At 60.5% G+C, this 15,536-nt stretch carries 16 protein-coding genes; 9 read left to right on the forward strand and 7 right to left on the reverse strand.

Translation table 11 applies throughout. The features are described 5' to 3' along the window. Window positions 1-93 precede the first annotated feature (93 nt). Complete coding sequence (locus DCO47_RS19960; RefSeq protein WP_042607476.1) at window positions 94-1,452, forward strand: HlyD family type I secretion periplasmic adaptor subunit; 1,359 nt, start codon at window positions 94-96, stop codon at window positions 1,450-1,452. A gap of 159 nt (window positions 1,453-1,611) precedes the next feature. On the opposite strand, the gene DCO47_RS19965 is transcribed toward DCO47_RS19960, so the two are convergent. Further along, window positions 1,612-2,208, reverse strand: coding sequence for a tRNA-uridine aminocarboxypropyltransferase (locus DCO47_RS19965; protein ID WP_116658754.1), 597 nt, complete (start codon window positions 2,206-2,208; stop codon window positions 1,612-1,614). Window positions 2,209-2,214: 6 nt separating this feature from the next. Next, window positions 2,215-3,108 carry a LysR family transcriptional regulator gene (locus tag DCO47_RS19970; protein WP_007956593.1) on the reverse strand — a complete coding sequence of 298 codons (894 nt, stop codon included), beginning with the start codon at window positions 3,106-3,108 and terminating at the stop codon, window positions 2,215-2,217. Window positions 3,109-3,469: 361 nt separating this feature from the next. Between DCO47_RS19970 and speB the strand changes: the two genes are divergently transcribed. From speB to DCO47_RS19995, 4 genes are all read left to right on the forward strand, one after another. After that, a complete protein-coding gene (gene speB / locus DCO47_RS19980) occupies window positions 3,470-4,420 on the forward strand; it encodes an agmatinase (protein WP_042607473.1) in 951 nt (316 codons plus the stop codon). Window positions 4,421-4,430: 10 nt separating this feature from the next. Continuing rightward, window positions 4,431-4,853, forward strand: a complete 423-nt coding sequence (locus DCO47_RS19985) for a nuclear transport factor 2 family protein (RefSeq protein ID WP_083353340.1) — start codon at window positions 4,431-4,433, stop codon at window positions 4,851-4,853. 51 nt (window positions 4,854-4,904) lie between these two features. After that, window positions 4,905-6,407, forward strand: a complete 1,503-nt coding sequence (locus DCO47_RS19990) for a cytosine permease (protein ID WP_064362488.1) — start codon at window positions 4,905-4,907, stop codon at window positions 6,405-6,407. A gap of 156 nt (window positions 6,408-6,563) precedes the next feature. Then, window positions 6,564-7,943 carry a sodium:solute symporter gene (locus tag DCO47_RS19995; RefSeq protein WP_116658755.1) on the forward strand — a complete coding sequence of 460 codons (1,380 nt, stop codon included), beginning with the start codon at window positions 6,564-6,566 and terminating at the stop codon, window positions 7,941-7,943. 160 nt (window positions 7,944-8,103) lie between these two features. Here DCO47_RS19995 and DCO47_RS27360 read toward each other — a convergent pair whose 3' ends face one another. Both DCO47_RS27360 and DCO47_RS20000 read right to left on the reverse strand, forming a co-directional pair. Continuing rightward, complete coding sequence (locus DCO47_RS27360) at window positions 8,104-8,232, reverse strand: PA1414 family protein (RefSeq protein WP_003184145.1); 129 nt, start codon at window positions 8,230-8,232, stop codon at window positions 8,104-8,106. 142 nt (window positions 8,233-8,374) lie between these two features. Beyond that, complete coding sequence (locus DCO47_RS20000; protein ID WP_116658756.1) at window positions 8,375-9,268, reverse strand: LysR family transcriptional regulator; 894 nt, start codon at window positions 9,266-9,268, stop codon at window positions 8,375-8,377. Window positions 9,269-9,372: 104 nt separating this feature from the next. On the opposite strand from DCO47_RS20000, the gene DCO47_RS20005 reads away from it, so the two are divergent. Next, on the forward strand, window positions 9,373-10,554 hold the full coding sequence (locus DCO47_RS20005) for an MFS transporter (protein WP_116658757.1): 1,182 nt from the start codon (window positions 9,373-9,375) through the stop codon (window positions 10,552-10,554). Here DCO47_RS20005 and DCO47_RS20010 read toward each other — a convergent pair. The 3 genes from DCO47_RS20010 to DCO47_RS20020 form a co-directional block, all read right to left on the reverse strand. Next, window positions 10,502-11,431 carry a DMT family transporter gene (locus DCO47_RS20010; protein WP_042607467.1) on the reverse strand — a complete coding sequence of 310 codons (930 nt, stop codon included), beginning with the start codon at window positions 11,429-11,431 and terminating at the stop codon, window positions 10,502-10,504. The two genes, DCO47_RS20005 and DCO47_RS20010, sit on opposite strands and share 53 nt — an antisense overlap. Window positions 11,432-11,723: 292 nt before the next feature. Beyond that, complete coding sequence (locus DCO47_RS20015; RefSeq protein WP_116658758.1) at window positions 11,724-12,116, reverse strand: DUF2177 family protein; 393 nt, start codon at window positions 12,114-12,116, stop codon at window positions 11,724-11,726. 109 nt (window positions 12,117-12,225) lie between these two features. Further along, complete coding sequence (locus tag DCO47_RS20020; protein ID WP_016771157.1) at window positions 12,226-13,062, reverse strand: S1 RNA-binding domain-containing protein; 837 nt, start codon at window positions 13,060-13,062, stop codon at window positions 12,226-12,228. Window positions 13,063-13,401: 339 nt separating this feature from the next. Here DCO47_RS20020 and DCO47_RS20025 point away from each other — a divergent pair, with 339 nt between their 5' ends. From DCO47_RS20025 to DCO47_RS20035, 3 genes are all read left to right on the forward strand, one after another. Further along, on the forward strand, window positions 13,402-13,590 hold the full coding sequence (locus DCO47_RS20025; RefSeq protein WP_016985943.1) for a hypothetical protein: 189 nt from the start codon (window positions 13,402-13,404) through the stop codon (window positions 13,588-13,590). 202 nt (window positions 13,591-13,792) lie between these two features. After that, window positions 13,793-14,509, forward strand: coding sequence for a TorF family putative porin (locus DCO47_RS20030; RefSeq protein WP_116658759.1), 717 nt, complete (start codon window positions 13,793-13,795; stop codon window positions 14,507-14,509). Between the two features lie 77 nt (window positions 14,510-14,586). Next, entirely contained in the window at window positions 14,587-15,456 is an 870-nt protein-coding gene (locus DCO47_RS20035; RefSeq protein WP_116658760.1) for a DUF6279 family lipoprotein, read from the forward strand. The last annotated feature ends 80 nt before the right edge of the window (window positions 15,457-15,536 follow it).

The following is a 15,536-nucleotide window of genomic DNA, read 5'->3' on the forward strand; positions in this document are numbered from 1 at the left end:
ATTTTTGCGGCTGCTTCGCAACCGGGCGGGAGCAAGCTCCCTCGCCACAGGGTTGGGTCGGCCTGGTTTGTTTGATTGAGGGGGTATCGCCGCATGTCAGCTTCATCTTCCAATGATCGCGGCTACTTCGACAGTTTCGGCAAAAGCGCCGAAGCCGAGTTCATGCCGGAAACCGCCGGCGCGGCGTTGCAGGATTCGCCGCGCAAATCGCGAATCACCGTGTGGCTGGCGGCGGCGCTGCTGATCGCCGCGCTGGTCTGGGCCAAATTCGCCGTGCTCGAAGAAGTGACCATGGGCGAAGGCAAGGCGATTCCGTCGAGCAAGGTTCAGGTGATCCAGAACCTGGAAGGCGGCATCGTCACCGAAATTTTCGTCCGTGAAGGCCAGATGGTCGGCAAGGGCGACACCTTGCTGCGTCTGGATGACACGCGCTTTCGCTCGAACAAGGGTGAAAGCGAAGCCGACCGTTACGCGCTGACGGCGCAGGTCGAACGCTTGTCAGCAGAGGCCGAAGGACGCCCCTTCAAGCTTTCTGCCGAAGTAATCGCCAAGGCACCGCAAGTTGCCGAGGACGAGCGCTCGCTGCACGAACAGCGTCAGCGCCGCTTGGCCAGCGAACAGCGCACCCTCAGCGAACAGCTGCGCCAGAAAACCCAGGAGCTGGCCGAATTTCGCTCCAAGCAGGGCCAGTTCAGCTCGAGCCTGGCGCTGCTGCAACAAGAGATGAACATGTCCGAACCGCTGGTGAAAACCGGCGCCGTGTCACCGGTGGAAATCCTCCGGCTCAGACGCAGCGCGGTGGAGATCCGTGGTTCGCTGAACGCCACCACGCTGGCGATTCCCCGCGCCGAATCAGCCATCGCCGAGATCCGCAGCAAGATCGACGAATCCGAGCAAACCTTCCGTTCGGAAGCGGCAAAAGAGCTGAATGAGAAACGCACCGACCTGTCGAAAATCACCGCCTCGAGCATCGCCATCGACGACCGCGTCAGCCGTACTACGGTGACCTCGCCGGTACGCGGGGTGATCAAGCAGATGAAGGTCAACACCATTGGCGGCGTGGTTCAGCCGGGCAGCGACATGGTCGAAATCGTGCCGCTGGAAGACAACCTGCTGATCGAAGCCAAGGTCCGCCCGCAGGACGTCGCGTTCCTGCATCCGGGCCAGAAAGCCATGGTCAAGTTCAGTGCCTACGACTACACGATTTACGGCGGGCTGAGCGCCAAACTGGAGCTGATCGGCGCCGATACGATTACCGACGACAAGGGCAACAGCTTCTATCTGATTCAGGTGCGCACCGACAAGAATCACTTGGGCGGCGATGTGAAACCGCTGCTGATCATCCCGGGGATGGTGGCGACGGTGGACATTATTACCGGCGAGAAAAGCGTACTGGATTACCTGCTCAAACCGGTGTTGAAGGCGCGGACCGAGGCGATGCGGGAGCGCTGAGCCGGGCTCGACTCAACCCTTTGGCGAGGGAGCTTGCTCCCGCTCGACTGCGCAGCCGTCGTAAAACCTGTTGGCGGAGTCTGCCTGACCCAATCAGGTGAAGGGTCTTGGGTCTGCTGCGCAGCCCAGCGGGAGCAAGCTCCCTCGCCACAGCGCCCCCTATTGCGGCCCATGGTTCCTCTCATAAGTTTCCTCCCCCATCGCCGCAATCTGCCCTTCAATCAACGCCTCGAACGGCTTGAGTAACGGCGAAAACGTCGTTGGCGCTTCAAGTGTTTCCAACGCCTGCACAATCGCCTCGATAGTCGATAACGCCCCCGGCCCCGGTGCCTTGCGCAAGCGATAGCGCGACACGCCGCCCTCGGCCAGGGTCACCCGTGGCAACGCCGCCAGCAGCGGATTGAGGTGCAACATCTTGCGCGCCTTGCGCCATGTTCCATCCGGAACTACCAGCAACAGTGGTTCATCGGACTCGCCATAAGCCTGCATCGGCTGTGCGTCCTCAGCCGGAAACAGTAATCGCGCCTGATAACCCGGCCGGTTCAGCAGCGTCGGCAAATCCTCGAACACTTCACCGACAATCAGCTCGGCATTGCTCAGGCCAAGCGCCGCCAGGCGCGCGGTATTGAGCGCGTGACTGACCTCGCTCGGGTGCTGCAGCAGCAATACCCGGGTGCGGCTGTCGAGGTGCGGAATCAACGGGCACAGACAATGGGTCAGGGGGCGCAGGCAGCGCGGGCATTGGGGTCGAGACATGATGGATTACGCCTGATTCAATTGCGCTTTGAGCAAATCGCGGAAAGTCTGGATCAGCGGCTCGCGACTGCGACCGCGGCGCATGATCATCGAAAACGGCGCCTGATAACCGAAAGTTGCCGGCAGCAAGACACGCAGATCACCCTTGTCGGCCCAGGCCTGCGCATAGTGTTCCGGCAGATATCCGATGTACGCCCCGGAGAGCACCAGAATCAGTTGCGCTTCCATGCTTTCCACGGTCGCGGCGCTGTGTTTGAAACCGTGCCGCGCCAGTTCCGCCTGACTCCAGTAACCGCGCCCGACCATCCGTTGCTGGGTGATGACCTGCTCGGGGATGCGCCGCTCGTTGAACAACGGGTGGCGACTGCTGCAATACAGCCAGTGCTGCTCGCGGTACAACGGCATGTAGACCAGACCGCTCATGCGCGTGGAAAACGCGCCGATGGCCAGATCGAGGCGATTGTCCTGCACCCCAAGTTGCAACTCATAAGGGCTCATCACCGACAGGTGCAGATGCACCGCCGGGTGTTCCTGACTGTAGGCGCCGATGGCCTCGGCGAACGGCAAGGCCTTGTCGCTGACCGTCGAGTCGATCACCCCGAGGTTGAGCGTGCCGCGCAGTTCGCCCTTGAGCGCGGCGGCGTATTGCTCGAAGCCTTCAAGCTCGGCAAGCAGGCGCAGGGTTTCCTGATGGAACAATTCGCCCTTGCTGGTCAGGCTGAACCCGCCGCGCCCACGATGGCACAGCACCAGACCGAGCGCGGCCTCGAGTTGGCTCATGTAGGTGCTGATCGCCGAGGTCGAGAGATTGAGTTCCTGCTGCGCATTGGCGAAACCCTGATGGCGTACGACACTGACGAAGATGCGCAAGAGTTTCAGGTCGGGTAAAGCGTTGGCCATCAAAGACTCCACAAAAAGATCTGGAACACCACATCCCTTGTGGCGAGGGAGCTTGCTCCCGCTCGGCTGCGAAGCAGTCGCAAACCCGGTGAATACAGTTCAGCTGATGTACCGAGTCGAATGGTTTCGGGCCGGCTTCGCCGTCCAGCGGGAGCAAGCTCCCTCGCCACAAGTTCATATACACATGGGCAACGAGTCTATCCCGCACCTCAGCATTAGTTTAGAAAAATCTGAACTAAGTTTTTGCGTGTAGCGATTCTTCCCCGCCACTGCATTTCGCATCATCGGCCCCACAGCGGCGTGCGACCTGTGCTCAACGGCGCGCCGATATAAATAAAACAACGACGATGAGGCCCTACCCGTGGACAAGATTCTTCACCAACCACTGGGCGGCAACGAAATGCCGCGCTTCGGCGGCATCGCCACCATGCTCCGACTTCCCCATGTACCGACCGCTGCCGGCCTCGACGCTGCCTTCGTTGGCGTGCCGCTGGACATCGGCACTTCGCTGCGTCCCGGCACGCGTTTCGGGCCGCGCGACATCCGCACCGAATCGGTGATGATCCGCCCGTACAACATGGCCACCGGTGCCGCGCCGTTCGACTCGCTGTCGGTTGCCGACATCGGTGACGTGGCGATCAACACCTTCAACCTGCTCGACGCCGTGCGCATCATCGAAGAAGCCTACGACAACATTCTCGAGCACAACGTTGTTCCGATGACGCTGGGTGGCGACCACACCATCACTCTGCCGATCCTGCGCGCGATCCATAAAAAGCACGGCAAGGTTGGCCTGGTGCACATCGATGCCCACGCTGACGTCAACGACCACATGTTCGGCGAGAAAATCGCCCACGGCACCACGTTCCGTCGCGCCGTCGAAGAAGGTCTGCTCGATTGCGAGCGCGTGGTGCAGATCGGTTTGCGTGCACAGGGTTACACCGCCGACGACTTCAACTGGAGCCGCGATCAGGGCTTCCGCGTGGTCCAGGCCGAAGAGTGCTGGCACAAATCGCTGGCGCCACTGATGGCCGAAGTGCGCGAAAAAGTCGGCGGCGGTCCGGTCTATTTGAGTTTTGACATCGACGGCATCGACCCGGCCTGGGCGCCCGGCACCGGCACCCCGGAAATCGGCGGCCTGACCACCATTCAGGCGATTGAAATCATCCGTGGCTGTCAGGGCCTCGACCTGATCGGTTGCGATCTGGTAGAAGTCTCGCCCGCTTACGACACCACCGGCAACACCTCGCTGCTGGCCGCCAACCTGCTGTACGAAATGCTCTGCGTACTGCCTGGCGTGGTTCATCGCTGAGGGTCGGGTCATGCACGCACGTGATCAGGTTCTGCAAGCGGCCGCCGATCTGGTGTCCGCCTTCGCCCGTAACGATCGCGAAGCTTATTTCGGCGCGTTCAGCGCCGATGCAAGTTTCGTTTTCTACACCCTCGATCAGCCATTGCTGTCGCGCGATGCCTATCAGGCCTTGTGGGATAGCTGGCGTGCCGAGGACGGTTTCGAGGTGCTGTCGTGCACCTCGAGCAACGCCTTCGTCAGCTTGCAGGGTGACGTAGCGATTTTCATCCATGACGTGGCCACCGAGCTGCGCATGCAAGGGGAGCAACACTTCAGCCAGGAGCGCGAGACGATTGTTTTCCGCAAACAAGCGTCGAGCCTAGAACAACAAGGCCTATGGCTGGCCTGTCACGAACATTTGTCCGCAATGCCGGAAGGGCTGCCACCCCCTTAGCCAATGGTGACGCTCACGCACGATGAGCGCGCCTGATGATCGGAGCAGATCATGAATAACAACAACAACGAAAAAAGCCTTAGCAGCATTGAAACAAACGGGGTCGAACAGATCCCGGCTCATGAGCGCGACGCCCGACCCAGCGACTTGTTTCGCTTGATCTTCGGCGGCGCCAATACCTTCGCCACCGCTGTGCTCGGCAGTTTCCCGGTGCTGTTCGGCCTGTCGTTTCAGGCCGGCGTCTGGGCGATTGTCCTGGGTGTGCTGGTCGGTGCGCTGATCCTCGCGCCGATGGGCCTGTTCGGCCCGCTCAATGGCACCAACAATGCCGTGTCTTCCGGTGCGCACTTCGGCGTGCACGGGCGGATTGTCGGTTCGTTCCTGTCGTTGCTGACGGCGATCGCGTTCTTCTCGCTGTCGGTGTGGAGTTCCGGCGATGCGCTGGTCGGCGGCGCCAAACGCCTCGTCGATTTGCCGGAAACCGACCTGACCCTGGGCCTGGCTTACGGTCTGTTCGCGCTGCTGGTGCTGACCGTGTGCATCTACGGTTTCCGCATCATGCTGTGGGTCAACCGTATCGCGGTGTGGGCCGCGAGCCTGTTGTTCCTGCTCGGCATCTTCGCCTTCGCTCCTGCTTTCGACAGCCAGTACGCCGGCAGCGTGGCACTGGGTCAGGCGGGGTTCTGGGCGGCATTCATCGGCGCGGCGCTGGTGGCGATGAGCAACCCGATTTCCTTCGGTGCGTTCCTCGGCGACTGGTCGCGCTACATCCCGCGTGAAACACCGAAAGGCCGGATCATGCTGGCGGTGATCGCTGCGCAACTGGCAACGTTGATCCCGTTCCTGTTCGGCCTCGCCACCGCCACTATCGTGGCGATCAAGGCACCGGACTACATCGCCGCGAACAACTACGTCGGCGGCTTGCTGGCGGTGTCACCGAGCTGGTTCTTCCTGCCGGTGTGCCTGATTGCGGTGATCGGCGGCATGTCCACCGGCACCACGTCGCTGTATGGCACCGGACTGGACATGTCCAGCGTGTTCCCCCGCGTCCTCTCCCGCGTCAAAGCGACTTTGCTGATCGGCGTGCTGTCGATCGCCTTCATCTTCATCGGCCGGTTTGCGGCGAATCTGGTGCAGAGCGTGTCGACCTTCGCCGTGCTGATCATCACCTGCACCACCCCGTGGATGGTGATCATGATCATCGGCCTGCTGGTGCGGCGCGGCTTCTATTGCCCGGATGACCTGCAAGTGTTCACCCGCGGCGAACAGGGCGGACGCTACTGGTTCAACCACGGCTGGAACTGGCGCGGTCTGGGCGCGTGGATTCCGAGCGCACTGGTTGGCCTGTGCTTCGTCAACCTGCCGGGTCAGTTCGTCGGCCCGCTCGGCGAAATGGCCGGCGGCATCGACATCAGCCTGCCGGTGACGTTGGGCCTGGCCTCGGTGGTGTACCTGACGCTGCTCAAGCTGTTCCCGGAACCGCGCGAAGTGTTCGGGCCGAGCGATGTGCGCAGCGAAGCCGCCATAAAACCCGAACTACGTCAGGCCGCCTGATTACACACAAAACCCTGTAGGAGTGAGCCTGCTCGCGATGACTGCAGCACATTCGCCATCAATGTGACTGAAAGACCGCTATCGCGAGCAGGCTCACTCCTACAAGGGAACTGATTTCAGCCTCGATATAAAAAAGACAATCGGAGACACGCCATCATGGCTTTGGATTTATTCGTCGTCCTCATCTACGCCGCCGGCATGCTCTTGCTCGGCTACTTCGGCATGCGCAAGGCCAAGACCAACGAGGACTTTCTCGTTGCCGGGCGCAACCTCGGCCCGAGCCTGTACATGGGCACCATGGCCGCCACCGTGCTGGGCGGTGCGTCCACCGTCGGCACCGTGCGTCTGGGCTACGTGCATGGGATTTCCGGTTTCTGGCTGTGTGCGGCACTGGGCTGCGGAATCGTTGCGCTGAACCTGTTCCTCGCCAAGCCGCTGCTGAAACTGAAGATCTACACCGTCACCCAGGTCCTGGAAAAACGCTACAACCCGATGGCCCGCTCGGCGAGCGCGGCGATCATGCTGGCTTATGCGCTGATGATCGGCGTGACCTCCATCCTCGCGATCGGCACCGTGCTGCAAGTGCTGTTCGGCCTGCCGTTCTGGATTTCGGTACTGCTCGGCGGCGGCGTGGTGGTGATCTATTCGGCGATCGGCGGCATGTGGTCGCTGACCCTCACCGACATCGTCCAGTTCATCATCAAGACTGTCGGCCTGATGTTCATCCTGTTGCCGATCTGCCTGTACCGCGTCGGCGGCTGGGATGAGCTGGTGCTGAAACTGCCGGCGACTGCGTTCAACTTCACCACGATCGGTTGGGACACGATCATCACCTACTTCATGATCTACTTCTTCGGCATCCTCATCGGTCAGGACATCTGGCAACGGGTGTTCACCGTCAAGACTGCAAAAGTCGCGCAATACGCCGGCAGCATCGCCGGCATCTATTGCATCGTTTACGGCCTGGCCTGCGCGTTGATCGGCATGGCCGCGCACGTGCTGATTCCGGATCTGGACAACGTCAACAATGCCTTTGCGGCCATCGTCAAACTGTCGCTACCCGATGGCATCCGTGGTCTGGTGATCGCGGCTGCACTGGCGGCGATGATGTCCACCGCCAGCGCCGGCCTGCTCGCCGCAGCCACGACCCTGACCGAAGACCTGTTGCCGAAACTGCGTGGCGGCAAACAGTCGAGCCTGGGCGTAAACCGCTTGTTCACTCTACTGACTGGCGTAGTGGTTTTGGGAATCGCGCTGGTGGTGAATGATGTGATCAGCGCCCTCACCCTCGCCTACAACCTGTTGGTCGGTGGCATGCTGATTCCGCTGATCGGGGCGATTTTCTGGAAACGTGCAACCACCGCTGGCGCGATCACCAGCATGGGCCTGGGCTTTGCCACGGCGCTGCTGTTCATGTTCAAGGATGGTCTGGATGCCAACACGCCGATTTACTACAGCCTGGCTGTGGGTCTGGTGAGTTTTGTCGTGGTCAGCCTGATGTCCCGTCGCCCGGCAGTGGTAGCAACTGCGGTGTGAATCGGCGGTAACGCTTTGATGTTTTCTTCAGCGGGTATGGCGTCGGTGGCCATGCCCGTTTTTTTCGCCTGGCGCAAAGCAAAAGATCGCAGCCTTCGGCAGCTTCTACTTTTGTAGAAACCGCCGACGGCTGCGATCTTGAAATCTCTGATCGGAGGTATTAACGCCGACGTGGCTGGCGCCGACGCTGTTCGTCGTCCGTGCGAATCGGTACCGGTTGCAGAGGCGGTTCGATCAAACCGAGGGCAACTCCCAAATCGTGCAGCCAGTTCTGGATTTTCTCTTTCATCGTCATGCCCCCTTCAGGGTGGTGCTGAGCGGCCGGAATTCTGAGGCCGCTTCGCACTGATAATAGTCCGAAGTCCTACGCAATGCTCGGCCAAATCCGCAATGATCTGTTACTGAATTGAACAGGATCCGCGGCGATTGGTTCACGCTGTTTCACGCACTTCATTCAAAGCCACGGGATAGACCGCTTGCTGCACGTCGATCCAGGCGTTCAGGTTGGCCCCGGCCATGCCCTTGCGCCACATGAGCCACGTTGTCGCACCCGCGAACGGCTCGGCCAGCGGATGCACGGCGACGCTTTCGCGGCCCGGCAGGCTGGCGAGCATCGACTCGGCCATCAGTGCCACACCGCTGCCGGCGATCACACAGGCGAGCATGCCCTGATAGGACTCGATTTCCATCGGCCGGCCCATCGCCGCATGGTAGTGAGAAAACCACGCCTCCAGGCGCATGCGGTAGGAGCAGCCCTGACGGAAGGTGAAAACCGCGCGCCCTTCCACGTCCCGCGCGCTGCGCACCGGTGGATGATCGATTTCGGTGATCAGCACCAAGCGTTCCTCGCAAAGCGGCACGCCATCGAGGCCGGCCAGTTCCAGTGGCCCGTCAACCAATGCCGCGTCAAGGCGGCCGGTGAGCAAGCCTTCGAGCAATTCGCCGGTCGGCGCCGATTGCACCTGCAAATTCACCATCGGGTACTGCTTGTGATAACGCGCCAGCAACGCCGGCAGGTGGATCGCCGCCGTGCTGTACATGGTGCCCAGCACGAAGTCACCGGCCGGTTGCCCGCCCATCACCGCCGCGCTGGCCTGATCGCGCAGGGCAAACAGTTTGCCGGTGTAGTCGAGCAAAACCTTGCCCGCCGGCGACAACTGCAGGCGCTGCCGCTCGCGGACGAACAGTTCGACACCCAGCTGCTCTTCAAGCTGTTTCAGCCGCGTCGACAGGTTCGATGGCACGCGATGCAGGCGCTCGGCAGCGCGGGTGATCGAGCCTTCTTCGGCGACTGCCTGAAAAATCCGCAACTGACTGAATTCCACCTGCTTTCTCCTGAACAGAACAAGTTACTCACTATTATTCAATTTTAAAGAAAGTCAATCAGTCCTAGCCTGACGGTCATTGTTCCTCTGACGGAAGCCCGACCATGTCGCCGTTGATACGTTTATCTGCCTGCTTCGTCGCCCTGATGCTGGCCATGGGCATCGGCCGTTTCGCCCTGACGCCCCAGATGCCGCACCTGCTCAGCGAAGGGCAGATCGACCTCACCGCCGCCGGTCTGATCGCAGCCGCCAACTATCTCGGCTATCTGCTCGGGGCGCTGGATGCGATGTTCGCCCAGCGTCCGCGACAGGTGCAGCGACGGCTGCATGGCGGGCTGTGGCTGTGCGTGCTGCTGACACTGGCGTCTTTCTGGGCCAACGGTTTCTGGTCGCACCTGCTGTTGCGCTTTGGTACCGGGGTGGCGAGTGCCTGGGTGGTGGTAATGATCACTTCGCTCAGCCAGCCGCTGGCGGCGGCAGCGGGTCGTCCGCGCTGGGGCGCTCTGGTTTTCGCAGGGCCGGGGCTGGGGATTTTTCTCACAGGATTGCTGGCACTGGTCTCACATCGGTTGCAGCAGACATCGGCGACGCTGTGGCTGATTTACGCAGCCGCCGCATTGCTGATGATGCTTGGCGTCTGGCGGTTGTTGCCGCAGCCCGCGGCGATAAAGGAGACGGCGATCGCCCCTGCGACATCAGCGGACCGAGGGATTGGCCGACTGGCACTGGTGTATGCGCTCTACGGCATCGGCTACATCATTCCGGCGACGTTTCTGGCGCAGATGGCCAACGCGCAGTTTCATGGCCAGTGGCAGGCGGATCTGTTCTGGCCGTGCTTCGGCCTCGGCGCGGCGCTCGGTGTGTGGCTGGTGAGCCTGCTTCGGCATGATCCCGAGACCACGCGGCACTGGCTGATGGCGACGTTGTGGCTGCAAGCGGCCGGCGTTTTCGCCTGTCTGCTGGGCAGCGGCCTCGGCCTGGCGTTGGGGGTGATCCTCTGCGGCACGCCGTTTCTGGCCTGCATGCAACTGGTGATGCAGCGCTCACGGGAACTGGCACCCCACGCCACTCAACGCAATGCTGGAATGCTCACGGCGTGCTTCGCCGTCGGCCAGCTCAGCGGCCCGTTGCTGGCGGCGCTGAGCAGCCATTTCAGCGGCGGTTTGCAACCGGCGCTGCTGATCGCCGGCGCAGGCCTGTTGGTGGCAGGCGCGCTGGCAATGCAGGTAAAAGCTACTGACCCAGCGCCTTGCGCAAACGCCGACGCAGCCACTGCTCGGCGCTGACAAAAGTGATGCCGAGCAGCACCAGCACGGCGCCGATGACGAAGTTCAGGCTCAACGCTTCACCGAGCAACAGCACACCGAAGGTCACGCCGAACAACGGCGTCATGAACGAGAACACCGCCAAGTTGGCCGCCAGATAACGACGCAGCAGCCAGAACCACACCAGGTAACTGAAAAACGACACCACCAGGCCCTGGAACAGCACGCTGGCTACCGCCACAGTGGTCAGGCTGACATGCGTGATCTGGCCGCTGAACAGCGCGATCAGCAGCAGGCCGAGGAAGCCGACCAGCAATTGATAAAACAAGGTCAGCGTCACCGGCGCTTCCGACAGTCGCGAGGCGCGCACCACTACAGTGGTCGCGCCCCAACAGGCGCCCGCGAGCACGCCGAAGGCATCGCCCAGGAGCATGCGGCGGTCGAGGTTGTCCCACGACACACCGCCGGCGAAGGCAATCGCGATGCCGATGAAAGCCAGCAGAATCCCCAACCACTGCAATGGGCGCAGGCGCTCGCTGGCGAGGAGGAAATGCACGCCGAGTGCGGTGAAGATCGGCGCGGTATAGAGGAACACCGACATGTGCGCGGCAGTGGTCAGTTGCAGGCCCTCGGCGATGAACAGGAACTCCAGACCAAACAGGGCGCCGGCCAGCAGCCCGCCGCGCCAAGTACTGGGGACCTGATCCCAACCGCCCTTCCAGCAGATCAGCAAGCCGACCAGCAACGCGGAAATTCCCGAGCGCCCCGCCGCTTGCATGACCGGCGCGATGTCCGTTGCCGCCCACTTGATCAGGACTTGCTGGACACCCCAGATCAGGCACAGGCCGATCATCACTTGCAGGGCAAAACCGTCGGCATTGCGCCGCTCGGCACTCACCGCAACACCTCGAACACACACAACATGGCAGGCCATCCATTGGTCAGAAAACAGTGTCGGGGATTATCAACCAGATGAGCAGAGAAAGGCGTCTGGAAAAGACATTCAGTTGGTCAGTGACGTCAGCGCTGAATGGTTGACGGCTGCGCCGTCATTCGCGAGCAGGCTCGCTCCCACAGAGGGTTCGGTGAACATGTAGGAGTGAGCCTGCTCGCGAAGAGGGTTCGGTGAACATGTAGGAGTGAGCCTGCTCGCGAAGAGGTCAGCACTGGCGATAAAGCTTTTGGATCAGTCAGGCGAATCGCTTCGCCACCAGATAACCCACCGTGCAGGCAACCGCCGTCGCCACTGTGCCCCACGCCCAATCCAGCAAACTCACCTGCGCCGACCAGCCGCGCAAGGTCGCCCAGTTGGTCAGGTCATACGTGCCATAGGCCACCAGCCCCAGCAGCGCACCGAGCTTCGCCGCTCGCTGCCAGCGCAGCGCCGGCAACACCACGAACACCACGCAGCCGATCACGTACAGGCCATAAAAAACCGCTGCGGGGAACAGCAGCGGTTTTTCCAGCATCAGCGAACCGAGCAGTTCGCGATAGGTCGGAGCCATCAATAGCCCGAGCCAGATACCGTCGAGCAGAAGAAACGTCAGTAGCGTCGAGACGTATGTGATCAGCGCCTTTTTCATTGGCTCACCCCTTTAGATGTGGGAGCCGCCGATTTTCAAGATCAAGATCAAAAGATCGTCCGAACGCGGCCCGAGCCTTCGGCAGCTCCTACCATGGGCCTGCGGTGAGTCAGGTTAGTTCAATGCGATCGGCGTGGATGACGATCTTGCCTTCCTTGTACAGCGAGCCGATGGCTTTCTTGAAGTTGCCTTTGCTGACGCCGAACAGGCTGCTGATCAACGCCGGATCACTCTTGTCGCTGACCGCCAGGGTGCCGTCGTTTTCGCGCAACTTGCCGAGGATCTTCGAGCTCAGGCTGCTGGCGGCTTCCTGGCCAACCGGTTGTAGGCTCAGGCTGATCTTGCCGTCGGCGCGCACTTCCTTGATGAAGCCTTTCTCGCGCATGCCCGAACGCATGAACTTGAAGATCTCGTTCTTGTGGATCAAGCCCCAGTGCTTGTTGTTGATGATCGCCTTGAAGCCCATGTCGGTGGCCTCGGCAACCAGCAGATCCACTTCCTGGCCCGGGCTGTAGGTGGCCGGGGTCTTGTCCAGATAACGATCGAGACGCGCGGTGGCGGTAATGCGGCGCGTGTGTTTGTCGAGGTAGACATGCACCACGCAATATTCGCCAGCGGTCATCTGGCGCTTTTCTTCCGAATACGGCAGCAACAGATCCTTCGGCAGGCCCCAGTCGAGAAACACGCCGATGCTGTTGACTTCAACCACTTTCAGGCTGGCAAATTCGCCGACCTGGACTTTGGGTTTTTCCGTGGTGGCGAGAAGTTTGTCTTCGCTGTCCAGATAGATGAATACGTTGAGCCAGTCTTCATCTTCGCTGGGAATATCCTTAGGGATATAACGGTTGGGCAAAAGAATTTCGCCATCGGCACCGCCGTCCAGATATAAACCGAAGTTAGTGTGTTTAACCACTTGCAAACTGTTGTAACGCCCGACTAAAGCCATTTCCGAAACCCTCAATACGTGGGCGGCATTCTACCCGTTTTTGCCGCGAACGTCGGGCGGCAGATCCTCGCAGCGGGAAATCTGCTTCAACGCGTTGATTTTGCTTGATCACCGCCCCGTGAGGTGCCGCTCGTCAGTCCGGCGAGGCGGCTCACTGCCGTGCGCATTTGCCTCGGCCTGAGCAGATGTTCTTATTTAAAACAGCGGGTTAGCGACATATTAATAGTATCGACCCGGCATTAATGCGGCGCTGAGCCTGGTTATTCCCGGGGATATTTACCAAGCTATTGTCAAGTTATTCCTGTACGATGCCTGGCCGAGTTACTTTTCTACAGGTTAATGGCCGCCATGCGTGTAAAAGCATCCACCAGCAAAGCAAAGCCAGCTCCAGCCGTTGAAACCAGCGAATCGATCAACGATCAGATCGCAGCGTTCCTCAAGTCCGGCGGCGAGATCCAGCAAATTGCCAAAGGCGTCAGTGGCCAGACGTTCGGCCCGTCCAAGCAGATCAGCCTGGGCAAGAAGTAATACCGGTTTTACCCCGTCCAGAGGCGCTTTGAGCTTCGAAGCGCCTGGACTGGCACCGCACCACCCCCTTCGCTTTAAACAAATATCCCCGAAAATCGACGAACGGCCATCAATGCCGAGCATTCGCCGGTATCCTTGCACGCGTCTAGATCAAGCGTTTCAGCAGGCATTCGCCCTGCGCTCGCGGTTCATGGAGTGACGCATGCGCCCATTTCCCTGTTTATTGTTCGTCAGCCTGCTCTCAGGCGCGACCGCGCACGCGCAGGTTTTTCAGGGTCAACTGGGCGACTTCGATCTCAAGCTCGGCACCACGCCCAGCCGCAGCATGGCCCAGGGACTGGTCAAACCGGCGGCGGTCGGCTCGTTCCATGGCGGCCTCGATCTGAGCCATGACAGCGGCGTGTATTTCGGCCAGTACGCGCCGAGCATGGGCATCACGCCGGGCAAAAACCTCGAGATCGATTCCTACGTCGGCTTCAAGCAACCTTTCGATCAGGTGCTCGGCTATGAAGTCGGGATGATTCACTACAGCTATCCCCGTGTCGACACGCTCGACAGCCAGGAGCTGTTCGGTGGCCTGACCCTGCTCGGCAGTCGCTTCGGCATCGCTCTAAGCAACGACCCGGATAAACAGAACAACACCTTATTTGCCGATCTCAGTGGCAACCAGCCGTTCGGCATTGGCGTGAGCATGAAATACACCACCCACCAATTGAACACCCCGGTGGCTGTGGACGGAGGCTATGTCAGCAGTTTCACCGATTGGTCGGTAAAACTGTCGCGGCCGTTCATGGGCGTCGATCTCGATCTGATCTACAGCAATTCCAGTCTTAGTGGCAGCGATTGCTCGGCCTATTCCGGGCACAACAGCGAGTGCGACGGCCTGGTCACGCTCAAAGCCGTACGCACGTTCTATTGATCGGCTGAACTGCTGCGCGCATCCCGCATCACATAAGAATCAGATTTCCGACGCCAGGCTCTCGCAAGGATTTGCCCATGTCTCGCTGGTTCAAACAGATTGCCGCCCTGCTGATCTTCACCCTCGCCCTCGGCGCCTGCAGCCGCGTGGGCCTGGCCTACCGCAACCTCGACGTAATCATTCCGTGGTCGCTCGGCGACTACGTGGACATGAACGGCGAGCAGAAAGACTGGTTCAACGAACGACTGAAGGAACACCTGAGCTGGCACTGCACCACGCAGTTACCCGGTTACCTGGACTGGCTGGATCGTTTGCAGGCCATGGTCGAAAGCAACCAGGTCACCGATGCCGCTTTGCAGGAGCGCACCGCCGAAGCAAAACAGGCGATCGCCGAAACCGCCCGGGAGATCACCCCGTCGGCGATCGAACTGCTGCAGGGTCTGGACGATAAACAGGTGGCGGAAATGAATGACGCGTTTGCCAAGGATTTGCGCAAACGCCAGCAGGAATACGTGAAACCACCCTTGGCCCAGCAGATTAAGGAACGCGGCGAACGCATGGAAAAGCGCTTGAACGATTGGCTGGGTCCGTTGAGCGACACGCAAAAACAACGCGTGGTGGCCTGGACCAACGCCTTGGGTGATCAGAACACCCAATGGATCGCCAACCGTGCGCATTGGCAGCAACAGTTCAGCGCCGCCGTTGCGCAACGCAAAAGTCCGGAATTCCCACAACGCATCGAGACGCTTCTGGTCAATCGCGAGCGGTTATGGACATCGGACTACCGCAAGGCCTACGCCAACACAGAAGCCCAGGCGCGCTCGTTGTTTGTGGACTTGATGGCCGAGAGCACGCCGCAACAACGTGAGCGCTTGCTGAAAAAGATCGAAGGCGTGCGCAAGGATTTCAATGACCTGAAGTGCCTGAAGGCCGCGAAGAAACCTTAAGACATTACACATCCCCCTGTAGGAGTGAGCCTGCTCGCGATAGCGGTTATCCATTCAGCACATATTCAACTGACAGACCG

Origin of the sequence: Pseudomonas sp. NDM (assembly GCF_003105095.1) — a bacterium.
In the GTDB taxonomy this organism is placed as follows: Bacteria; Pseudomonadota; Gammaproteobacteria; order Pseudomonadales; family Pseudomonadaceae; genus Aquipseudomonas; species Aquipseudomonas moraviensis_A.